Origin of the sequence: Microbacterium sp. 5K110, assembly GCF_005774735.1 — a bacterium.
Classification (GTDB): Bacteria; Actinomycetota; Actinomycetes; order Actinomycetales; family Microbacteriaceae; genus Microbacterium.
In genome coordinates this window covers 38,748-56,679 of sequence record NZ_VBUM01000005.1, presented here as the reverse complement: position 1 = coordinate 56,679, position 17,932 = coordinate 38,748, and the positions used below count along the sequence as shown (strand labels likewise).

Annotated in this window: 15 protein-coding genes; 11 read left to right on the top strand and 4 right to left on the bottom strand. The window is 70.9% G+C overall.

Going from position 1 to position 17,932, the window contains the following annotated elements; all coding sequences use genetic code 11:
- The first annotated feature begins 38 nt into the window (after positions 1 to 38).
- Positions 39 to 1,238 (top strand): 2-C-methyl-D-erythritol 4-phosphate cytidylyltransferase, encoded by a 1,200-nt coding sequence (gene ispD, locus FE256_RS02745; protein WP_138172701.1) that lies wholly within the window; start codon positions 39 to 41, stop codon positions 1,236 to 1,238.
- Here the strand turns inward: ispD and FE256_RS02740 are convergent.
- On the bottom strand, positions 1,235 to 1,696 hold the full coding sequence (locus FE256_RS02740; RefSeq protein ID WP_138172700.1) for a GNAT family N-acetyltransferase: 462 nt from the start codon (positions 1,694 to 1,696) through the stop codon (positions 1,235 to 1,237). The genes ispD and FE256_RS02740 overlap by 4 nt on opposite strands.
- A 68-nt stretch (positions 1,697 to 1,764) precedes the next feature.
- Here FE256_RS02740 and cysS point away from each other — a divergent pair, with 68 nt between their 5' ends.
- Both cysS and rlmB read left to right on the top strand, forming a co-directional pair.
- Positions 1,765 to 3,165: a cysteine--tRNA ligase gene (gene cysS, locus FE256_RS02735; RefSeq protein WP_138172699.1), complete on the top strand. Its 1,401-nt coding sequence runs from the start codon at positions 1,765 to 1,767 to the stop codon at positions 3,163 to 3,165.
- Positions 3,158 to 4,156, top strand: a complete 999-nt coding sequence (gene rlmB, locus FE256_RS02730) for a 23S rRNA (guanosine(2251)-2'-O)-methyltransferase RlmB (protein WP_138172698.1) — start codon at positions 3,158 to 3,160, stop codon at positions 4,154 to 4,156. The genes cysS and rlmB overlap by 8 nt, the downstream gene beginning before the upstream one ends.
- On the opposite strand, the gene FE256_RS02725 is transcribed toward rlmB, so the two are convergent.
- Positions 4,153 to 5,166, bottom strand: coding sequence for a ketopantoate reductase family protein (locus FE256_RS02725; protein WP_138172697.1), 1,014 nt, complete (start codon positions 5,164 to 5,166; stop codon positions 4,153 to 4,155). The two genes, rlmB and FE256_RS02725, sit on opposite strands and share 4 nt — an antisense overlap.
- 144 nt (positions 5,167 to 5,310) lie before the next feature.
- Here FE256_RS02725 and FE256_RS02720 point away from each other — a divergent pair, with 144 nt between their 5' ends.
- From FE256_RS02720 to FE256_RS02710, 3 genes are read left to right on the top strand one after another with little or no spacing between them, the layout of a single operon-like run.
- Positions 5,311 to 6,777, top strand: a complete 1,467-nt coding sequence (locus FE256_RS02720; protein ID WP_138172696.1) for an amidohydrolase family protein — start codon at positions 5,311 to 5,313, stop codon at positions 6,775 to 6,777.
- A 9-nt stretch (positions 6,778 to 6,786) separates the two neighbouring features.
- Positions 6,787 to 7,098, top strand: coding sequence for a Dabb family protein (locus FE256_RS02715; RefSeq protein WP_138172695.1), 312 nt, complete (start codon positions 6,787 to 6,789; stop codon positions 7,096 to 7,098).
- A gap of 5 nt (positions 7,099 to 7,103) precedes the next feature.
- Positions 7,104 to 8,159: a zinc-dependent alcohol dehydrogenase gene (locus FE256_RS02710; protein WP_252370880.1), complete on the top strand. Its 1,056-nt coding sequence runs from the start codon at positions 7,104 to 7,106 to the stop codon at positions 8,157 to 8,159.
- A 6-nt stretch (positions 8,160 to 8,165) separates the two neighbouring features.
- Here the strand turns inward: FE256_RS02710 and FE256_RS02705 are convergent, their stop codons facing one another.
- Together FE256_RS02705 and FE256_RS02700 are read right to left on the bottom strand one after the other, a co-directional pair.
- The gene (locus tag FE256_RS02705) at positions 8,166 to 8,858 is read right to left on the bottom strand and encodes a helix-turn-helix domain-containing protein (protein WP_252370878.1); all 693 of its coding nucleotides are present in this window, start codon (positions 8,856 to 8,858) and stop codon (positions 8,166 to 8,168) included.
- 119 nt (positions 8,859 to 8,977) lie between these two features.
- Complete coding sequence (locus FE256_RS02700) at positions 8,978 to 10,018, bottom strand: ketopantoate reductase family protein (protein ID WP_138172692.1); 1,041 nt, start codon at positions 10,016 to 10,018, stop codon at positions 8,978 to 8,980.
- A gap of 131 nt (positions 10,019 to 10,149) precedes the next feature.
- On the opposite strand from FE256_RS02700, the gene FE256_RS02695 reads away from it, so the two are divergent.
- The 5 genes from FE256_RS02695 to FE256_RS02675 all read left to right on the top strand — a co-directional run bounded on the left by FE256_RS02695 (position 10,150) and on the right by FE256_RS02675 (position 17,914).
- Entirely contained in the window at positions 10,150 to 11,583 is a 1,434-nt protein-coding gene (locus FE256_RS02695; protein WP_138172691.1) for an amidohydrolase family protein, read from the top strand.
- A 132-nt stretch (positions 11,584 to 11,715) separates the two neighbouring features.
- A complete protein-coding gene (locus tag FE256_RS02690) occupies positions 11,716 to 13,095 on the top strand; it encodes an amidohydrolase family protein (RefSeq protein ID WP_138172690.1) in 1,380 nt (459 codons plus the stop codon).
- Positions 13,092 to 14,117, top strand: coding sequence for an ABC transporter permease (locus FE256_RS02685; RefSeq protein WP_138172689.1), 1,026 nt, complete (start codon positions 13,092 to 13,094; stop codon positions 14,115 to 14,117). Before FE256_RS02690 ends, FE256_RS02685 begins: the two co-directional genes overlap by 4 nt.
- Positions 14,118 to 14,222: 105 nt before the next feature.
- Positions 14,223 to 15,401 carry a substrate-binding domain-containing protein gene (locus tag FE256_RS02680; RefSeq protein ID WP_138172688.1) on the top strand — a complete coding sequence of 393 codons (1,179 nt, stop codon included), beginning with the start codon at positions 14,223 to 14,225 and terminating at the stop codon, positions 15,399 to 15,401.
- Entirely contained in the window at positions 15,401 to 17,914 is a 2,514-nt protein-coding gene (locus FE256_RS02675) for an ATP-binding cassette domain-containing protein (protein WP_138172687.1), read from the top strand. Before FE256_RS02680 ends, FE256_RS02675 begins: the two co-directional genes overlap by 1 nt.
- Positions 17,915 to 17,932 lie beyond the last annotated feature (18 nt).

Below are 17,932 nucleotides of genomic sequence, written 5' to 3'. Positions count from 1 at the left end.
CGCGCGGTTCGTCCGCGCGTCCGCGCTAGCGTGGTCGGGTGATTCCCTCACCCGTTCCGCGTCTGGCCGTCATCGTCGTCGCCGCCGGCTCCGGCACACGCCTGGCCGGCGGCGCTCCGAAGGCATTCGTCGGGCTCGACGAGCACACGATCCTGCGGCACGCGCTGCGGGGCGTCTTCGCCGCGCCGCGCGCACAGGTCGTCATCGTCGTGCCCGCCGGCTTCGAGGGTCCCGCCCTCACCGACGCCCGCGAGGCGGCCGGCGACCGGGCCGACCTGGTGTCGGTGGTGCCGGGCGGTGCCACGCGCCAGTCCTCGGTCGCCGCAGGGCTGGCCGCGCTCTGGGCCGACGTCGACACTGTTCTGGTGCACGATGCGGCGCGCGCCCTCACGCCCCCCGCGGTGTTCGAGCGGGTGGTGGCGGCCCTGGAACGCGGAGCCGACGCGGTGATCCCGGCCGTCCCCGTCGTGGACACGATCAAGCGCGTGGATGCCACGGGCGCGATCGTCGCGGCGGTGGACAGGTCCGAGCTGGCTGCGGCGCAGACCCCGCAGGGCTTCCGGCGCGGTGTCCTGGAGGAGGCGCTCGTCTCCGCCGACGCCGACCACACCGACGACGCCGCCCTCGTGGCCGCCGCCGGCCACGACGTGATCACGGTGGACGGCGATGCGACCTCGTTCAAGATCACCACGAGCCCCGACCTCGACCGCGCCCGAGCCTTGCTCTCGGCTCCGCTTCCGGCGGCCCACCCGTCCCCGCCGCAACGAACCCCGCGCGTGGGCATCGGCACGGACGTCCACGGCTTCGGTGGGGACGGCACGCTGTGGCTCGCTGGTCTGGAATGGCCGGGGGAGCCGGCGCTGTCGGGCCACTCCGACGGCGATGCCGTCGCGCATGCGATCGTCGACGCAGTGCTCGCGGCGGCAGGACTCGGTGACATCGGGACTCACTTCGGTACCGATCGGCCCGAGTTCGCGGGCGCGCACGCCGAGGCCTTCCTCGCCCACACGCGGAACCTCGTGGCGGCGGCCGGCTGGCGGATCGGCAACGTCTCGGTGCAGGTGCAGGCGAACCGTCCGCGGTTTGCGTCGCGCCGTGACGAGGCGGAGCGCGTCCTGTCGGCGGCCCTCGGGGGAGCGCCGGTCTCGGTGAGCGCGACGACCACGGACGGGCTCGGCTTCACGGGCCGTACCGAGGGTGTCGCCGCCTTCGCGACCGCCTTGGTCGTCCCGGTCTAGATCTCTCGCGTCATGAATGTCGACAGCGGGTCGGGGCGGTACGCCTCGAACGGCGGGCATTCGACGAACCCCTCGCTCGCGTAGAGGCCGCGCGCAGCGGCGAACTCGTCGCCGCTGCCGGTCTCGAGCCACAGGCTCCGGATGCCGCGTGCCCGCGCCTCGGACATGATGTGCCGGAGGATCGCCCGGCCGATGCCCTTCCCCAGGAACGCCTCGGTGACGCGCATCGACTTCAGCTCTCCGGCATCCTCGCCCCAGGCCGCCAGCGCGCCGATGCCCGCGAGCTCTCCCTCCACTCGCGCCGCCCAGAGCAGCGCGCCGTGGTGGACGAGAGCGTCCGCGTCGAGCGCGTGGCAGCTCTCGGGCGGGGTGTCCTCGAGCATGCCGGAGACGTGCGCGGTCACGAGGGCACGGGTGTCGGCGGCGGACAGGTCGTCAGGGTGGATCTCGAGGGCCATGCCGAGACACTAACGGCGGCGTGTTACAGGCACGGGTCGCCGTCAGGGGCGGCCGGTAGGCTTGTGCGGTGACCGTCCGGCTGTATGACACGAAAGCGCAGGCTCTGCGCGACTTCGTCCCCGTCGACCCCGCGAACGTCACCATGTACGTCTGCGGTCCCACCGTGCAGTCCGGTCCGCACATCGGCCATGTCCGCGCCGCGCTCGCGTTCGACCTGCTCCGCCGTTGGCTCGCGCACCGCTTCGGTCGGGTCACGTTCGTGCGCAACGTCACCGACATCGACGACAAGGTGCTCGCCAACGCCACCGACACCGAGCCGTGGTGGGCGCTCGCGTACCGCATGGAGCAGGAGTTCTCGCTCGCGTACGCCGCCGTCGGCATCCTTCCCCCCACCTACGAGCCCCGTGCCACCGCCTCGGTGACGCAGATGCAGGAGCTCATCGCCGAGCTCATCGATCGCGGACACGCCTACGCCGCCGCCGGCGACGTCTACTTCGACGTGCGGTCGTGGCCCGCCTACGGCGAGCTCACGCGCCAGAGCGTGGATGCCATGGAGTCCGCCGCCGACGCCGACCCGCGCGGCAAGCGCGACCCCCGCGACTTCGCGCTGTGGAAGGGCGCGAAGGAAGGCGAGCCGGCGTCGGCGACGTGGGCGTCGCCGTGGGGCGCGGGACGACCGGGGTGGCACATCGAGTGCTCGGCGATGTCGCGGCGCTACCTCGGGCCCGAGTTCGACATCCACGGCGGCGGCCTCGACTTGCGCTTCCCCCACCACGAGAACGAGATCGCCCAGTCGACCGCCGCGGGCGACGCGTTCGCGCGCTACTGGGTGCACAACGGTCTCGTGACCGTCGACGGGCAGAAGATGTCGAAGTCGCTCGGCAACTTCGTCCTCGCCGATGAGGTGCTCGCCGAGCGCGACGCGCGGGTCGTGCGGTACGCCCTCGCGGGGGCCCACTACCGCTCGAGCCTGGACGTCTCGGACCGCGCGTTCGAGGAGGCGGCTGCCGCCCTCGGTCGCATCGACACGTTCCTCGAAGCGATGGACCGTGTCGTCGACCCGGCCGGCCCGCGCTCCTTGCCCGATGCCTTCGCCGAGGCACTCGACGACGACCTCAACGTCCCCCGCGCACTGGCCGTGCTGCACGAGACCGTCCGGGCGGGCAACAGCGCGTACGACTGGAGCGGCGACCCTTCTGTCGAGATGGAGGGTTTTGCCGCCGACGTGCGCGGGATGGTCGAGTTGCTCGGGCTCGCCCCTGAAGACGCTGCGGCGACCGGAGCCATGCGAGGAGCGGCAGCGGCATCCGCCCTCGACGCCCTCGTGCAGGAGATGATCGCGCAGCGCGCCCGCGCCCGCGCCGACAAGGACTGGGCGGCCGCCGATCGCATCCGAGATGCCATCGTCGCCGCCGGAATCACGCTGGAGGACACTCCGGCCGGAACCAATTGGAGTATCGATGCCTAAGCCTGGACGCCCGGGAGCACGCAACCCCGGCAAGAAGAAGGGGCCCCTCAAGGGCACCGGCGGACACTCGCGCAAGGCGCTCGAGGGCAAGGGGCCCACGCCCAAGGCCGAGGACCGCGCCTGGCACGTCGCCGGCAAGCGCAAGGCGGCGCAGGAGCGCTACGCCGCCGCGGGCGGCAAGGGCAAGCCGGGCGTGCGCCCGGTCGGCTCCTCGCAGGGCCGCGGGCGTGCGAAGCAGGCCGATGACACCGAGACGGTCACCGGCCGTAACTCGGTGCTCGAGGCGCTGCGCGCGAAGATCCCGGCGACGGCGTTCTACATCGCCCAGCGCGTCGAGATGGACGACCGCGTCAAAGAGATGCTGTCGATCGTCACGCACCGCGGCATCCCCGTCCTCGAGGTCACGCGCCCCGAGCTCGATCGCATGGCCGGTTTCGACGGCGTGCACCAGGGCGTCGCGCTGAAGGTGCCGCCCTACGAGTACGCGCACCCGCAGGACATGCTCGAGAAGGTCGTCGATCGCGGGGACCTGCCACTGTTCGTCGCCCTCGACGGTGTGACCGACCCGCGCAACCTCGGGGCGATCATCCGCTCGACCGCCGCGTTCGGCGGACAGGGCCTCATCCTCCCGCAGCGCCGCTCGGCGAGCGTGAACTCCGCGGCGTGGAAGACCAGCGCCGGCGCGGCCGCGCGCGTCCCCGTCGCTCTCGCGGCGAACCTCACCGCGACGCTGAAGGACTTCAAGAAGCAGGGCGTCTTCATTCTCGGTCTGGCCGGTGACGGTGACGTGTCGCTGCCCTCGCTCGAGCTCGCGGACCGCCCCGTCGTGATCGTCGTCGGCTCCGAGGGCAAGGGTCTCTCGCGCCTGGTCACCGAGACGTGCGACCAGGTCGTGTCGATTCCGATCTCGACGGCGACCGAGTCCCTCAACGCCGGGATCGCCGCATCCGTCGCGCTCTATCAGGTGTCGACGCTGCGCAACGCCGGCTAAACGGCTCCACCGCCCCGCAGGAGGGCGAGCGCGTCGAGGGAGGGTTCGACCTCGCCGCGCTCGATGGCGTGCCCGACGGCGACGATCGCCTCGTTGACGGGAGTCGGGATGCCGAGTCGGCGGCCGGCCGCCACAACGGTGCCGTTGATGTCGTCGACCTCGCTGTGTCGGCCCTTGCGCCAGTCCTGGAGCACGGTCGTCGTCGCCCCGGGCACCGTGAACCGTTCGTAGAGGGCGTCGAGCATCGTCACGACGACGTCGGGTGACGCCGCGATCGAGGCCGGCGTGAGGCCGAAGATCGGCAGGACCCGGTGGTCCCCGGCGACCCGGAGGGCCTCGCGTCCGGCCTCGAGCATGAGGTCGCGCATGCCGGGCACCGCGATCGCGTCGACCATGGGGAGGCCGAGCGCGGCCGTCGGAACCAGGACCGAGGCGTTGCTGACGATCTTCATCCACTTCGCCGAGGCGATGTCGTCCACGCGGGCGACCTCTCCGGCGTGGGAGAGGACGTCGGCGACGTCGTGGCCGCGCCGGGCGGTGGCATCCACCGCGAACCACGAACGCTCGGGGTCGACGTGACGGTGGACGACACCGGGGTCGGTCATGGTCGAGGAGATCTCGATCACCGTTCCGACGCAGCGGTCGGCGCCGACGACGTCGGCGACGGTCTGCGTCGTCATGCCGTTCTGGACCGCGGCGATCGCGCCGTCCTGGGCGAGGTACGGCTCGATGAGCGTCGCGGCCCAGCGGGCGTCGTAGGCCTTCGTCACGAGCAGCACCAGGTCGAAGGTCTCGCGGAGCGTGGCGACCTCGCAGAGGTGCAGCGTCCGCGGGTGGACGTGGCGCGTTCCCGACGGCATCTCGATACGCAGACCGTCGCGACGCATGGCCTCGACGTGCGCGGGCCACTGCTCGATGAGCACCGGATCCAGGCCCGCGTCGATGAGATCTGCACCGATCGAGGCGCCGTTGGCACCGGCGCCCAGCACGGCGATGGACGGTGTGGACATCATGCTCCTTCGTTGGAGTGTGGGCGTACGTGGGCGAGGGATGTTGCGCCGATCATCCAATCCGACTGAACGGAAATCGCGCTCTTGCCTCTGCCTTGCAGAGAGTGTAAACCAGGAACGAACATTCTCGATGGGGAGAAGGCCATGACCGACACCACACCCGCCGCCGAGCAGTTCTCGGCAGATCGCCCGTTCGTCTTCCGCAATGCGACGGTGATCACCATGGACGAACAGGGCGTCCTCGAGGACGCCGACGTCCTCGTGATCGGCGGCGACATCGCCGCGGTCGGGCACCGTCTCGACGTGCCCGAGGGCACCCTCGAGATCGACGCCTCCGGGGGCATCGTCACCCCCGGTTTCGTCGACACGCACCGCCACATGTGGCAGTCCGCTCTGCGCGGCTACGGCGGCGATTGGGCGCTGAGCCAGTACTTCGTCTTCTACTACCTCAACTGGGGTGAGGTCTTCCGTCCCGAGGACGTGTACGCCGGGAACCTGCTCAGCGCGCTGGAGTCGGTCGACACCGGGGTCACGACGACGCTGGACTGGTCTCACGGACTGCGCACTCCGGAGTACGGCGAGGCCGCGCTGCAGGCGCTGCGCGAGATCCCCGGCCGCTTCGTGCTCGGGTACGGCAACTACCTCGGGGCGCCGTGGGAGTGGGCCAACGCCCCCGAGTTCCGCGACTTCGTCTCGCGCAACTTCTCGGCGCAGAACGACATGATGGGCCTGCAGTTGGCCTTCGACGTGCCCGGGGCCTCCGACTTCCCCGAGCGCGGCGCGTTCGAAGCCGCGCGCGAGCTCGGTCTGCGCGTCACGACGCACGCGGGCGTGTGGGGCGCCACCACCGACACCGCCATCACGCAGATGTACGACGCCGGGTTCATGACTCCCGAGATCTGCTACGTCCACTCCGCGTCGCTGAACGAGCAGAGCTACCAGAAGATCGCCGCGACCGGCGGCACCGTCTCGGTCGCGACCGAGTCCGAGCAGAGTGCGGGGCAGGGGTATCCCTCGACGTGGGCCATCCGCAAGCACGGCATCTCGGCATCCCTCTCGATGGACACGAGCGTGTGGTGGAGCGCTGACTTCTTCTCGGCCATGCGGGCGACCCTCAGCGCCGACCGCTCGCGCGATCATCTCGAGGCGCACGCGCGCGGGGAGACGATCGTGGCCAACCGGCTGCGCGCCGAGGACGTGCTGCGCATGGCGACGATGGGCGGCGCCCTCTCGCTCGGAATGGAGGACCGCATCGGCTCGCTCACCCCGGGCAAGCGTGCCGACATCGTGCTCATCAAGAACGACGAGTCGCCCGCGATGACCCCGATCCTTCACCCCTACGCGCACGTCGTGTACCAGGCCGGAACGGCCGACGTACACACGGTCGTCGTTGACGGCAAGGTCGTGAAGTACCAGGGCACGCGCATCGGTCTGCCGCTCGCGCCCGTCCGCGACAAGGTCGCCGCGTCGGTGGAGTACGTGCGCTCGAAGCTGGGGGAGCAAGCGTGGGCCGAGGGGATGCACCCCGAGATCCCCGTCGACGAGGAGATCGAGAATCCCTACCGCTACACCGACGGCGACGCTCATGTCGTCGCCCGCTCCGACGACTGAGAGGACCGCATGATCCTGCACGCCGCACTGTTCACCTGGAGACCCGAGGTCCGCCCGGAGGAGGTGGAGGCGCTGACGGGAGCGCTCGAGGAGATGGCGACGGCGTTGCCGATGCTGCGCGGCTACCGCTGCGGCACCAACCTGCGCCTGCGTCCGAGTCCCGCCGATTACGCCGTGATCGCCCTGGTGACTGACGAAGAAGCACTCGAGGCGTACCTCGACTCGCCGGAGCATGCGGCGGTGTACGCCGCGCACCTGTCGCGGATGATCGAGTCGCGCCAGGCCGTGCAGCTCACCGTGCCGGACGGGACGACCCTGTGACCGACATGCGGGCCGCGGTGCTGTACGGAGCGGGCGATCTGCGCGTCGAAAGCCGCGCTGTGCCGACGCCCGGTCCCGGAGAGGCGCTCGTCCGCGTGACGGGGTGCGGGGTGTGCGGATCGGATGCCACGGAGTACTCCCGGGGGCCGGTGCTCACGCAGCTGCCCGTCGTCCTGGGGCACGAGTTCACCGGAACCGTCGAAGCGGTCGGCGAGGGAGTCGACCTCGCCGTCGGAGCGCAGGTCGTGTGCGGCGCCGGGATCTCGTGCGGCGAGTGCAAGCCGTGCCGGTCGGGTCGGACCAACCTGTGCCGTCACTACCGGACGGCCGGGCTCCAGGTGGACGGCGGGTTGGCCGAATTCGTCCGCGTCCCCGCTGCCACACTGCTGGACGTCACGGGGTGGGGGCTGGCATCCGACACGCTCGCCCTGGCGCAGCCGATGGCCATCGCCGTCCACGCCGTCGCCCGCAGTGGACTGTCGGCGGGTCAGAATGCCGTGATCCTCGGCATCGGCGGCATCGGGGCCTTCTTGACCGTCGCGGCCGCGGCCGTCGGCGCACGCGTCATGGCGGTGGACCGTTCCGAGGCGCGGCTCGCCCTCGCGCGCGACCTCGGCGCCGAGCGGACGTTCGTGGCGGGGGAGAGCACCGTCGTCGCCGAGCTCGCCGCGGCAGGGTGGGAGGCCGACGTGCTGTTCGAGGTCAGCGGATCGCGCGCCGGCTGGGACGAGATCGTGGCGGCGGCCCTGCCCGGTGCGGTCCTGGTGCCGGTCGGCATCCAACGCGAAGACGTCCCCGTTCCGCTGGGATCGTGGACGCTGCGCGAGTACACGATCGTCGGGACCGTCGCCCACGCGATGGCCGCCGATCTTCCGCGGGCGGTCGAACTGCTCGCGGCTCGGGAGGACTGGACGGATGTCGCCGACGAAGTGCTCCCGCTCGACGACGTGGCCGAGGGTGCTCTCGGTCCGCTCACCCACGGCGGCGCACGGCAGATCAAGACGATCATCGACCCCACCGCGACGCGGCGTCGGTCCGCGCGTCACGGCGTGACGCGCTGAGCGCGGTCAGCGGTCGAGGTCGTCCATCGCCCGGAGGACGTCGACCGCTGACTCGATCGTCTCGCGCGGGGCGCCGAGCTGCTGCCCCGCCGACGGCATGGCCTGGTTCTGTTCGCGGCGACCGACGACGAACCAGATGCCGCGCGCGATCGCGTCGCTCTGGTTGACGTACAGGTGCGGCCGCACCGAGTCGAAGTGCAGGCTGTCGCCGGGCCGCAGGGTGAACGTGTCGAACTCCAAGCGCAGGGTCAGCTCGCCCTCGAGCAGATAGGCGTACTCCATGCCCGCGTGGCGCATCATCTTGCCCTCGACGGAACTGGACGCGCCGGGCTGGTACGTCACCAGCAGCGCGTCGGCGGGGCCGACGCCGGCGGCCAGGCGCTCCCACCGCACCCCGTTCTCCATGTCGAGCACGGCGTTGTCGGCGGCAGGCTGCACCGTCGGGTCGGCGAGCGCGGGTTCGGGCGCGGGGGCCGCGGCACCGGCCGCGGGACTTGCGGAGACCCCGAGGAGCTCGTCGATCGAGATGCCGAGATGGGTGACGATGGCGTACAGCGTCGACACCGACGGTTGGGTCTTGCCCGTCTCCACCTGGGAGATGAGACTGGCCGAGACGCCGAGTGAACTCGCCACGCTTCGCAGGCTCAGCCCCCGCTGCAGCCGCGCGTCCCGCAGTCTGCCACCGATGTCGTCGGTCATGTCGGCGCCTCCTCTTCCGAAGGCGGCGACTCCGATCATCGGGGTCCCGCCTCTTGGAGCACCACGCTACCTGCCGCTCTGCACACAGCGTGTGCGCCGCGCCTGAACACGGCGGGGCCTCACCCGATCCCGGGGACGTCCAGCAGGACGTCGACGTTGGCGGCGGAGCGCGTCATCCGGCCCGCCTCGATCTCGCGGGCGAGGCGGACCGTATGCGCGTTGTAGGGGGCTGCCTGCCCGGCGGCGGCGAGCACCGACACCACGAGGCCGTTCACTTCGTCGTACTCGGCGTGCCGGTCCTTCATCCAGTCCTGCAGCACCGTGGTCTTGGTGTCGGGAAGCGAGAAGCTGTCGAGCACCTCGCCCAACAGGTCGGAGGCGTAGCGATCGGGGTCGGTCACGGCCTCGTCGGAGAGGCCGAAGATCGGCACCAGTCGGCTCCCGTCGGCGAGGGCCGCGCGCGCCGCTTCCTTTCCGCACTCGATCATGAAGTCGTGGACGCCGGGGAGGGCGACGGCGGACGCGAGCGGGAGGTCGAGGATCGCGGAGGGGACGAGCTCCCCGGCATTGGCGACGAGCTTCATCCATTTGGAGGAGCGGATGTCGGGGGACACGTCGACGCGACCCGTGTGCGAGAGGACCGCTTGCACCTCGTGCTCCCGGCCGCGGGCGGCATCGTCGTACGCGCCGACGGCGAACCACGAGCCCGAGACCGGGGTCTGCCGGTTCACGATGCCGGGCTCGAACATGTTCGAAGCCACCTCGATGACGGCGCCCATGGTCCGGTGCGCGCCGACGGCGGCGGCGATGGCATCCTGGGTCATCCCGTTCTGCAGCCCGACCACGAGTCCGTCGTCGGCGACGTGGGGGGCGATGAGCTCGGCTACCCAGCGAGTGTCGTAGGCCTTCACGACGATGAAGACGATGTCGAACGGCTCCCGCAGCGTCGCGACCTCGCACAGGTGCAGGGGGTGGACGGGGGTCACGTGCGTCTCGTCGGGGAGACGCACCTCGATCCCGCGGGCACGCATCGCCTCGACGTGGGCGGGCCACTGCTCGATGTACGTCACGTCGAGCCCGGCGCGCAGGAGATCCGCGCCGATGCTCGCTCCCTGTGCGCCCGTGCCCAGCACGGCGATACGGGGGGTCGTTGTGTTCATGGGTCCTCCTCGACGCCATTAAAACGTTCGCTGCTGCTTTACAAATCTGGGAGCGACTGTACATTCGTGTGTAGTTCAGCACAACGTCGGGTCGAGGAAGACCCGAACGGATCGCGAGGGAGCGAGCAAGAATGCGCACACTCATCCGCAACGTGGCGGCGGCCACGGTCGATGACGACCTGGGGGACCTGACCCGCACCGACATCCTCATCGAGGACGGGGTCATCCGGGAGATCCGCCCCGACATCGCGGTCGCCGACGCCGAGATCGTGGACGGGCGCGACAAGATCGCGATCCCCGGCATGGTGGACACGCACCGGCACACCTGGCAGACCGCTCTGCGCGGCATCCTGGCCGACGGCAACATCCCCGATTACCTGCGCGGCATCCGGTTGCACATGGCTCCGCTCTACCGTGCCCAGGACATGTACGCGGGCAACTACGTGGGCGCCCTCGACGCGCTCAACTCCGGCATCACCACGATCGTCGACTACTGCCACAACATCCTCGACCCCGACGGCGCCCACGCCGCTGTGACGGGGCTCCGGGATGCCGGCATCCGGGCGCTCTACGGACACGGGCTCACCCCGATCACCACGAACACGTGGAGTCAGTCGCGGGGCGGGTCGGAGGCCGGATCGGATCCGGCAGCCCTGGCCACGCGGGCGCGGCTCGCGCGCGAGATCCGGGACCAGTACTTCGCGAGCGACGACCAGCTGCTGCGGTTCGGGATCGCGCCCCAGGAGCTGGCGATCGCCCCCGTGGCCGACGTGGCCGCCGAGTTCCGCCTCGCGCGGGACCTGGGGGCCCGCGTCACGATGCACGCCAATCAGGTCATGGTGCGTCAGCTGTTCCAGGACGTCGAAGTGCTGCACGCCCACGACCTGCTCGCCGACGATCTGCTCCTCGTGCACTGCACCTTCAACACCCCCCGCGAGTGGGAGCTGTTGAAGGACAGCGGCGTGACGGTGTCGGTGTGCGCCGAGACCGAGATGCAGATGGGCATGGGGTATCCGGCGATCAGCGAGGCCACCGCCTTCACTCCCGGGCCGACTCTCGGCATCGACTGCGTGTCGGGCAACGGCGGCGACATGGTCTCGCACAGCCGGCTGGTCCTGCAGGCCTCGCGCTATCGCGCCGATGAGCCGGGGTACGCGGAGATGCGGGCCCCGCAGGAGATGTCGTGGACGACGAAGGACGCGCTGCGATGGGCGACGCTGAACGGCGCGCGGGCCGCGGGGGTGGACCATCTCGTCGGTTCGCTCACCCCGGGCAAACGCGCGGACATCGTTCTGGTGGACATGTCGGGCATCAGCCAGGTGGGGTGGAACCGGGCCGACCCGACCGGGGCGGTCATCTCGCAGGCGCACGCCGGCTGCATCGACACGGTGTTCGTGGATGGCCGGATCGTCAAGCGCGGCGGCACACTGTCTCACGTCGACCTGTCGGCCGCGACGGCGACCCTCGAGCGCTCCCACGAGTACCTGTACGAGCGAATGGGCGGCGCGGGCTCCTTCATCCCGCAGCCGCCGATCGACATCCCGCTGTACCGCGAGCGCGCCTGAATTCAGCCCTGCTGGACGAACTGCACATAGTGATAACAAATACTTGACATGTTCAGTCTGGCTTTTTAGCATCCAATCAACGCACACCACCGGAGCGAGGACGCTCCGGTTCGACGAGGGAGTCACCACCACATGAGCGAGCGCACGCTGCTGCGGGGAGGGACCGTCATCACGGCCGTCCGCCCCGGCGAGGTCCTCACCGACACCGACATCCTGATCGGCGCCGACGGGACGATCGAGGCCATCGGACAGGGTCTGGATGCCGCGGGTGCCGAGGTCATCGACGTGCGCGGACGCATCGTGCACCCGGGCTTCGTCGACACCCACCGGCACACGTGGCAGTCGGTCGTCCGCAACCTCGCGTCGGACTGGTCGCTCACGGAGTACCTGGTGGGACTGCACTCCGGGCTCAGCAAGCACTTCCGCCCCGAGGACACCTACACCGGCAACTACCTCGGCGCCCTCGAGGCCCTCGACTCCGGCATCACGACCCTCGTGGACTGGTCGCACAACCTCGCGACCCCCGAGCACGCCGACGCCGCCGTCGCCGCCCTGAAGGACACCGGAATGCGCGCCGTGTTCGCGCACGGCGGCGGCGCCGACCAGTGGGGGAGCCTCCCATCGGCCAACCCGCACCCCGAGGACGCCCGCCGCGTCCGCGACGAGCACTTCGCCTCGAGCGACGGGCTGGTCACGATGGCGCTCGCGCTGCGCGGTCCGCAGTTCGTCACCCCCGAGGTCAACGTCCTGGACTTCCGGCTCGCGGCCGACCTCGACCTGCGCGTCACGATGCACGCCGGTGACGGCTACTGGGGCAAGTCCGGCCCGATCCACAAGCTCGCCGCCGACGGACTCCTGTCGGACCGCACCACGTACGTGCACTGCTGCACCCTCAGCGACGACGAGCTGCGGCTCATCGCCGACAGCGGCGGCACCGCCTCGGTCGCGCCCGACGTCGAGATGCAGATGGGTCACGGCTTCCCGGCCACCGGCCGTCTGCTGCGCGCCGGCATCCGCCCGACTTTCTCGATCGACGTGTGCAGCTCGAACGGCGGCGACATGTTCGCCACGATGCGCACCGCCATCGGGATGCAGCGCGCCCTCGACAACGCCCCCTCGGTCGACACCGGCGAGGTCCTCGAACGCATCAGCCTCACGTGCGCCGACGTCGTGCAGTTCGCCACGATCGACGGCGCGCACGCCGCGGGCCTGGCCGAGACCACGGGTTCGATCGCCGTGGGCAAGGCCGCCGACATCGTGGTCCTCGACGACCGTTCGCTCGCACTGACGCCGCTGAACAACCCGATCGGCAGCCTCGTGTACTCCGCCCACCCCGGTCTCGTGCGCGACGTTTTCGTGCAGGGGCGCCGGGTGAAGAAGGACGGCGAGCTCGTGGGGGTGGACCTCGGCCGCCTGAAGGCGGATGCCGAGTCCTCCCGCAGCTACCTGCTGGGCGAGATGCCCGAGGCGCGCCTGGACGGCACCTGGCACCCCACACTGGTGACGGCATGACCGACCTCGCCGCTCCCGCCCGCATCGCGCCGAAGGACCACGGTCCCACGGCGCGGATGGTCCTGGCCTGGCCGGGGACCCGCGCGCTCATCGCCGTGGCGGCGCTGTTCCTGATCAGCCCGGTGATCGCGCCGGGGAGCGTGGGGCCGACGGCGATCGTCTCGATGCTGCCGTTCGCGGCTCTCATCGCGATCGTGGCGGTCGGGCAGACGCTCGTCATCCAGCAGGGCGGACTCGACCTCTCCATCCCCGGCGCCGTCACGCTCGGAGCCCTCATCGTCGCCCGCTTCGGTGCGGACGACGCTCTGGGGCTGCCGGGGGCCATCGCCGCCGCGATCATCGCCACCGCCGCCTTCGGCCTGGCCAGCGGCCTCGTCATCACGCTGTTCGGTCTGCCGCCGCTCGTCGTCACGATCGCGGTGAACGCCCTGATGATCGGCACCGTGCAGGCGCTTTCGGGGGGCTTCGCCACCCAGAGCCCGGACGCCTTGAACCAGTTCGCACTCAGTCGGTGGGGCGGCATCCCGGTCCTGGTGTTCTTCGCGCTCGCGCTGACCCTGATCGTCCACGTCGTGCTCAAACTCACCCGCGTCGGTCGCCGGTTCGAGCTCGTCGGGGAGAACCCCCGCAGTGCCGCGAACCTCGGGATCGGCACGCGCGGATACACGATCGTCGCCTATGTGCTCTCGTCCGCGCTCGCCGCGGCCGGCGGAGTTCTGCTGGCGGGGCTCTTGCGCACGCCGACCCTCACCGCCGGCGACGACTACCTGCTGCCCTCGATCGCCGCGGTGGTCCTGGGCGGCACCGCGCTGACCGGCGGGCGCGGCAGCGTCGTGGGCACCGCCCTCGGCGCGCTCTTCCTGGCGCAGCTCACCCAGCTCGTCCAGACGTTCACGCAGGCCACCGCCGTGCAGAACATCGTCCAGGCGCTGATCATCGGCGTCGGCATCGTCGCCCAACTGCAACTGGGCGGCACCACCTCTCGCATCCGGAATCTCATGCGACGGCGCCCCGGAGCCTGACCGCAGCTCACCCCACCACCGCGACCCGCCCGGGTCGACGGGCGATCCGTCGCGCCCCTACACGTTCCTGCACACCCGATCACCCACTCGAAGAGGAGTACCCCCATGATCACCACAGCACCCGCACGGCGAGCAGGTCTCGCCGTCATCGCCCTCGGCGCGCTCGTGCTCGCCGGCTGTTCGTCCACCAACAGCGCCGGCGGCGGCACGGAGGGTGCGAACAACCTCACCGCCGACATCGCCGCCGGCAGCGTCGGGACGATGGACCAGTTCGCCAGCATCGCCGACATCTGCCCCGCCGACGGAGAGAAGGTGTCGGTGGGCGTCGTCGACGGCTACGGCACCAACACGTGGTCCAAGACCGTGCTCGCCGAGATCGAGAGCGAAGCGGCCAAGTGCGACGCCATCTCGGGCGTCGAGTTCATCGCGGGCCGCGGCGACCTCGAGGCGACCACGTCGGGCATCACGAGCCTGGCCGCCAAGGGCACCGACATCATCCTCGTCATCCCCGATGCCGGTCCCGGTGAGGCGCACCTCCCCGCCATCCGGCAGGCCACCCAGGCCGGGTCGATCGTGGTCAACTTCGCCTCCGACCCGCAGGGCACCGCCGGCACCGACTACCTCGACTACACCGACCAGATCCCGACGTTCGTCGGCAAGTCCAAGGCCCAGTGGATCGTCGATCAGCTCGGCAGCGCGGGCGGCAACGTCGTCTTCTTCGGCGGCCCCTCGGGCGCCCTGGTCTCGACGCAGGAGTTCGCCGGCGCCAAAGAGGTCTTCGACGCCAACCCGCAGATCACGCTCGTGAACACCGAGCCGATCTGGACGAACTGGGACCCCGCTCAGGCCCAGCAGGCGATGGCCGGCGTGCTCTCGCAGGGCCAGCCCATCAACGCGATCATCGCCGACTACGGCGCATCGGCCTCGGGTGTCATCCGTGCGTACGAGGCCGCGGGCCAGCCGCTGCCGATCCTCACCTCGACGGACGACAACTCCCTCAGCTGCGGCTTCGCCGACCTCAAGGCCAAGAACCCGGGCTACGAGCTCGCTACGGTCTCGTCGCGCACCTGGATCGGCCGCGTCGCCCTGCGCAAGGCTCTCGCCGCGAAGTTCGGTGGGAAGGATGCCGAGCCCTCGCTGTACGAACTCGCCCTGTTCGAGGACTCCACCGGCACGACTCCCGGCGCCGTGACCCCCGACAAGGCGTGCCTGTCCTCGGCGCCCTCCGACGCGACGCCGTCGACGCTGCTGACCGCTGACGAGATCACGAAGCTCTTCGGCTGATGAACGAGACCCCCACGACCGTGGCATCCGCACTCACTCTCTCGGGCATCACCAAGACCTACCCCGGTGTCACCGCGCTGGACGCGGTCTCGGTCGACATCGCCGCCGGTCGCGTGCACGCCGTGCTCGGCGAGAACGGCGCCGGAAAGTCCACCCTCGTGGGGATCGCGGCGGGGTCGGTGGTGCCGGATTCCGGCACCATCGGCCTCGCCGGCCGCGAGTTCGACCGCATCCGGCCCGCCGAGGCGCGCGAGGCCGGACTCGCCATCGTGTACCAGATCCCCGCGCTGGCGCCTTCTCTGAGCGTGGTGGATGCCGTGCTCCTCCTGCTCCCGGCGAGCAAGCGCCCCTCGCGCCGGACCGCCGCCGCGTGGGTCACGGCCCACTTCCAACGGCTGTCGCTGAAGATCGACCCGCACGCGTTGGTGTCGTCGCTGTCGTTGCGCGAGGCGCACCTGGTCGAGATCGCCGCCGCCCTGGCATCCGATCCCCGTGTGCTCGTGCTGGACGAGCCGACCGAGGCCCTCGGTCCCGAGGAGACGGCCTGGCTGTTCGCGCAGGTCCGGGGCCTGCTCGAGAAGGGCGTCGCGATCGTCTACATCACCCACCGCATCCCCGAGGTGATGGAGATCGGCAACGACCTCACGGTGCTCCGCGACGGCCGCGTCGTCGGCCGGGGCCTGGTCGCCGACTTCACCGCCGACGAGGTGGTCGAGCTCATCGTCGGTCGGTCGCTGGAGACGACCTTCCCCGACAAGCCCGCCGCCCCCGCCGCGTCCGTGGCGCCGGCGCTCGAGGTGCTGGAGCTCAGCGGCCCCGGCTACGACAACGTCTCGTTCTCGGTCTTCCCCGGGCAGATCATCGGCTTGGCCGGCGTCGAGGGCAACGGCCAGCGCCGGGTCCTCCGGGGGATCGCCGGTGGCGGCTCGACCGGGGGCCGTGTGCTCGTCGGCGGGCACGAGATCTCGACCCGCTCGCGCCGCTCGGCGGCCGCTGCCGGCGTGGTGTTCCTCCCCGGGGACCGCATCGGCGAAGCGATGTTCGGCAAGATGTCGATCCGCGAGAACGCCGTCGCCGGAGCCCTGCGCGCGGCGATGCCGGGCGGGTTCGTCCGCCGCAGCCGCGAGTACGAGTTGACCCGCGACGGTGTGGCAGGCCTGGCCGTCAAGACGCCCCACTTCGAAGTCCCGGTCTCGGCGCTCTCGGGCGGCAATCAGCAGAAGGTGCTGCTCGCCCGCGGACGCCTGGGAAACCCCAAGGTGCTCCTCGTCGAGGACCCCACGCAGGGCGTGGACGCCGGTGCCCGCGTGGACATCTACGCGTTCCTGCGCGAACTCGCCGCCTCGGGCGTCGCCGTCGTCGTGCTGTCCACGGATGCCGTCGAGCTCGAGGGTCTGTGCGACCGGGTCGTGGTGTTCTCGCGCGGTCGCGTGCAGACCACCCTGATCGGTGACGACGTCGACGAGCGCGCGATCACGGGGGCGGCGGTGCTGTCGTCCGAGACCGCGTCCGTCGAGGTCGCCGTGACCGCACGTCGTCCGCGTTCGCGCAGCATCCTCGCGGGAGAGACGCAAGCGGTGGTCCTGCTGGGGCTCGCTGTCGCGCTCTCGGTGGTGACGTCGTTCGTGTCGTCGGCGTTCCTCAGTCCCCTGAGCATCAGTCAGCTGCTGGCGGCCGCAAGCGTGCTCATCCTCGTCGGTCTCGCGCAGCTGGTCGTGGTCATGACCGGCGGCATCGACCTGAGCATCGGATCGGTGGTCGCGCTGTCGGCGGTGATCCTGTCGTTCTTCGCGCAACAGGGGATCGGGTTCTTCCTCATCGGCGTCGTCCTCGCCCTCGCCGCGGGAGCCGCGGTCGGGTGGGTCAACGGTCTGCTGGTGACGCGCCTCTCGCTGCCCCCGGTCATCGCCACACTCGTGAGCTCGATCGCCGTCCTCGGCCTCGCGCAGGTGCTCCGGCCCAGCCCCGGGGGAGCCGCCCGCGCGGACGTGCTCACGACCCTCGGCCTCGCGGTGGCCGGTGTGCCGATGATCCTGGCGTTGGCCGTCGCGATCGCGGTGGTCATGTGGTTCGTGATCCAGCGCACCCGCGGCGGACGCGCGCTGCGCGCCGCCGGCTCCGACCCCGTCAAGGCCAACCGCATGGGCGTCCGCGTTCCGCGCACCCGGCTGCTGGCCTCGGTCGCGGCGGGCGGGCTCGCCGCCCTCGCGGGGTTGGCCGTGTACTCGCGCTCCGGCATCGGCGACGCCAATGCCGCGCAAGCCCTCACCCTCACCTCGGTGACCGCGGTGGTCATCGCCGGCGCGAGCATCTTCGGCGGCTCGGGTTCCGCGCTCGCCGTGGCCGCGGCCGGGTTGTTGCTGCAGACCGTGACGAGCGCGCTGGCGTTCCTCTCGCTCGGCCTGTCGTGGCAGTACTGGATCCAGGGCGCTTTCGTCCTGTTCGCCGCCGTCGTCCCCCTCGTCATGGTGCTCGTGCGCCGCGGTCGCTCATCGAGGGTGCGGGCCGGCTGAGCGTCTCGGTCGCCCCGC

Coding starts and splice junctions, on each gene's coding strand:
- FE256_RS02740 (WP_138172700.1), bottom strand. CDS start 1,696: ATGGCCCTCGAGATCCACCCTGACGACCTGTCCGCCGCCGACACCCGT.
- rlmB (WP_138172698.1), top strand. CDS start 3,158: ATGCCTAAGCCTGGACGCCCGGGAGCACGCAACCCCGGCAAGAAGAAG.
- FE256_RS02725 (WP_138172697.1), bottom strand. CDS start 5,166: ATGTCCACACCGTCCATCGCCGTGCTGGGCGCCGGTGCCAACGGCGCC.
- FE256_RS02720 (WP_138172696.1), top strand. CDS start 5,311: ATGACCGACACCACACCCGCCGCCGAGCAGTTCTCGGCAGATCGCCCG.
- FE256_RS02715 (WP_138172695.1), top strand. CDS start 6,787: ATGATCCTGCACGCCGCACTGTTCACCTGGAGACCCGAGGTCCGCCCG.
- FE256_RS02710 (WP_252370880.1), top strand. CDS start 7,104: ATGCGGGCCGCGGTGCTGTACGGAGCGGGCGATCTGCGCGTCGAAAGC.
- FE256_RS02705 (WP_252370878.1), bottom strand. CDS start 8,858: ATGACCGACGACATCGGTGGCAGACTGCGGGACGCGCGGCTGCAGCGG.
- FE256_RS02700 (WP_138172692.1), bottom strand. CDS start 10,018: ATGAACACAACGACCCCCCGTATCGCCGTGCTGGGCACGGGCGCACAG.
- FE256_RS02695 (WP_138172691.1), top strand. CDS start 10,150: ATGCGCACACTCATCCGCAACGTGGCGGCGGCCACGGTCGATGACGAC.
- FE256_RS02690 (WP_138172690.1), top strand. CDS start 11,716: ATGAGCGAGCGCACGCTGCTGCGGGGAGGGACCGTCATCACGGCCGTC.
- FE256_RS02685 (WP_138172689.1), top strand. CDS start 13,092: ATGACCGACCTCGCCGCTCCCGCCCGCATCGCGCCGAAGGACCACGGT.
- FE256_RS02680 (WP_138172688.1), top strand. CDS start 14,223: ATGATCACCACAGCACCCGCACGGCGAGCAGGTCTCGCCGTCATCGCC.
- FE256_RS02675 (WP_138172687.1), top strand. CDS start 15,401: ATGAACGAGACCCCCACGACCGTGGCATCCGCACTCACTCTCTCGGGC.